1 protein-coding gene is annotated in these 3213 nt (G+C 43.2%); it reads right to left on the bottom strand.

Features of this window, described 5'->3' with window-relative positions; translation table 11 throughout:
- Positions 1 to 91: 91 nt before the first annotated feature.
- Positions 92 to 2728 carry a DUF3536 domain-containing protein gene (locus tag CALSC_RS13845; RefSeq protein ID WP_088241913.1) on the bottom strand — a complete coding sequence of 879 codons (2637 nt, stop codon included), beginning with the start codon at positions 2726 to 2728 and terminating at the stop codon, positions 92 to 94.
- Between the last annotated feature and the right edge of the window lie 485 nt (positions 2729 to 3213).

Raw genomic sequence — 3213 nt, 5'->3', positions numbered from 1 at the left:
GAGCAATGCTAAACCTCTACCCATGTGTCGCATTCTTTTTTCAAATTGGTATTAGCTGTAGCTAATATTCATGAGAAATTGGTATCTTTGCTTACTCTAAGTATGTTAACCAAGGAGCAACATGGATACCTAATTTATGTCCCAATATCAAAAGTTGATGATATCGATCGCAATTTTCTTCATTATCAAGGCTTATGAACAGTTGAGGTGCGATTTGGTTATGCAAACAGTTAAAGTATAGTTCTTGGGCACGAGCCAGAGAAATACCTATATTTAACTGGTAAGCTACATCAATTAAGTTCTCTAATTTTTGGATATCATGACTAAATGTATCGTTAACATCATGTAATAATTGCCAAAGCGATCGCACAATCAGCTGTTCTAGTATTTGCTTACCTTCGGGGATATTTAACTGGCAGCATAGGTGTTGTGCTTCTGTGGCGGTTGCTTGTAACTCTACCATCCGATGACTACTTAACTGGGGTTCGTTCCAGTCTTGTTCTAGCGATCGCAATACAGTCATACAACGATATCCCAATGCTATTTCTGCTGCTACTTGCAGTTCTCGGGGTGCTGTGAGTCCATCCCGATGAAATGCCATTAATACACCGTAGTTATCACGGTATGTTTGGGTATAAAGTTGGTCTAGACGTGTCAGTGTCTCCTGACTGAGTAATTGCATTAAGCGGTGGCGTTCTTCGGCAAATAAGTTCTCTAAGCTATAACTTTCCTCGCCAAATAAATTGGTCATTGCCAAGATGGTACGAGCTGCACTAGCTTGTTGTAAGACAGCAAATAGTTGGGTTTTTAATTCGGTGTAATCCCGTCTACCCTGGAATGGTTTAATACAACAATGAAAGTCCCAGCCCCCTAAGTGGAGCACAGCAAATACTAGGTGTTGCTGTTCCCATGTGATTTCTGATACTAGTTTCAAATGACCCACTGCTAGGGTCAAGGAGCCTAGTCTTTGTAATTGGCGATCAAATTCACGGACATTGTAACAGTAAGCCCGTTGGCGATCCAGTAAATAATTTTGCTTTACCCCGCCACCATTACTCTCGGATTTCTGGTGATTAAATAAACAGGTGATAGCGTACTGTGCTGCTACTTGGTTAAAGGTAATTTGCGCCGTCATAACTAACTGACGGTAAACCATAGCTCCGTTGTCGAATTCTTCCACATTACTGGGAGCTGAAGACAAGCGCTTCAATAAGCCTTTTTCCAATTGCACTCCTGCTACTTCTCCAGCTAATTCTAAAGCCCTAGCTGCATAGCGAAGAATTTGGGTACCTTCAGGACGGGAAATTTCTTCAAAAAACCATCCACAGCTAGTAAACATAAATAAGGCATAACGCTGCATTTCCAACAGACATAAAGCGTCTACCTGTTCACTCTCTTCTAGGGGATATTTTTGATGATGGGCAAGGAAATTTTGCACATTTGCCGGGGAGCGATCCCGGAGAACTTGGATATATGCATCCCGTGCTTGCCAGGGATCGGAGAAATACTGTTTGCCATAGGACTCATATACTTCTATTAAGCGATCGCGCAACCAATTTAAGGAATCCCGCAGAGGTCTTCGCCATTTTTGGTGCCATTCGCCACCACCACCACAACCACAGTCATCTTGCCATCTATCAACACCGTGGGCACAACTCCAGGCTGTGACTGGCTTTAATTCTACTTCCCAGGTAGGGGGATTAATACTGAGATAGTGAGCAAAGTTAGTTACTGTCCAGCCCCACTGGGGAAATTCCTCAGTAAACGCATAAGCCAAGGTTTTCTCCGTTCCTCTCTTATGATGCCCGAAGGTTTCTCCATCCGTCGCCACGGAAATTAATTGTGCTGGACGATGATCCCCCCGGACTGCTGCTCCTAGTCTTCCTGTAAGATAAGTAGAATTGTAGAGAACGTCGCTAAAACCCATATCCCGAGAAATGGGGCCATCGTAAAAGAAGATATCAATATATCGAGATTCACCCTTTTCATTGCTTGGTAAATAGCAACGATAGGGACGGGTGGGATCGATCTGACTTCCTCCGACTTCATGCCATTGGGGATCGCCATCTTCATCATAGGGTAGGAGACGACAACGTTGGGCTTGGGAAGGAGCTAGGATTACAAAGCTAATCTCCTCATCTACCAATACTTCTAGGGTAGGGTAATCGATAGCAGTTTCCGCCAGCCACATACCCTCGGGATCCCGCCCAAATCGGGAACGGAAGTCTGCTTTACCCCAACGAATTTGCGTATATTTATCCCGTTCATTCGCCAGGGGCATAATCACGTGATTATACACTTGGGCGATGGCATTTCCATGTCCATTGAGGCGATCGCAACTTTTTCGATCTGCTTCTAAAATTCGCTGATACACTTCCACATCATGACGCTCTAACCATGACATCAGCGTTGGTCCAAAATTAAAGCTCAAATACTCATAATTATTTGCGATCCCCACCACTTCACCCTGCTCATTTAAGACTCTGGCAAAGGCGTTAGGACGGTAGCATTCATGGTGAATGCGTTCATTCCAATCATGGCATGGAGCTGCACCTGGTTGGCGCTCAATGGCATCTAGGTAAGGATTTTCCCGTGGTGGTTGGTAAAAATGACCGTGTACTGTCACATACACACCAGTAGCAGTTTTCAGGGGATCGACTATTTGGGGACTTTCTCGATCAGTCAAATGGACACCAGTATTGGCTGGTAGTTCAGCTGCAGAAGTCATATATAATTATCCAAAAAGCTTGCAATTATGTAGAAAGAAAAGAATGTGCATAGACATTTCTACAAATATATCCAATCAAATCAGTAGAAATAGTCTCTGTATCTATAGGCAAATGCCAAACATATTATCAGGTAAGGGTATGGTGTCAAACTAAATTAGGTATAAAGTTTTTTTAAGTAATTGAAACCCTTGTACTCTGGCTAATTTTAGCATGTGATTCAAGCAAGGCAGTCCCGATGACCAGAAGAGGCAGGGGAGAAGGCTCATCTGACTTTTCACGGGATGTGGAAAAGGAGAAATTTGTTCGCGAGTGGCGATCGCGTGCCTAGGAGACTGCATCAAGGACAATCTCCTGAGCCATCCTTCCATTGTTCAATAACTTGAAAAGCTGTAGTAATTATTCCGCATAGCTTATAGCTTTTCTTAGTAGCCAGCAAATTGACAATACTTATGAGCAAAAAATTCAAAATCACATCCCAGTGATT

The organism is Calothrix rhizosoleniae SC01 (assembly GCF_900185595.1).
GTDB classification, from domain to species: Bacteria; Cyanobacteriota; Cyanobacteriia; order Cyanobacteriales; family Nostocaceae; genus Calothrix_A; species Calothrix_A rhizosoleniae.
This window is presented reverse-complemented; position numbering and strand designations above follow the sequence as displayed.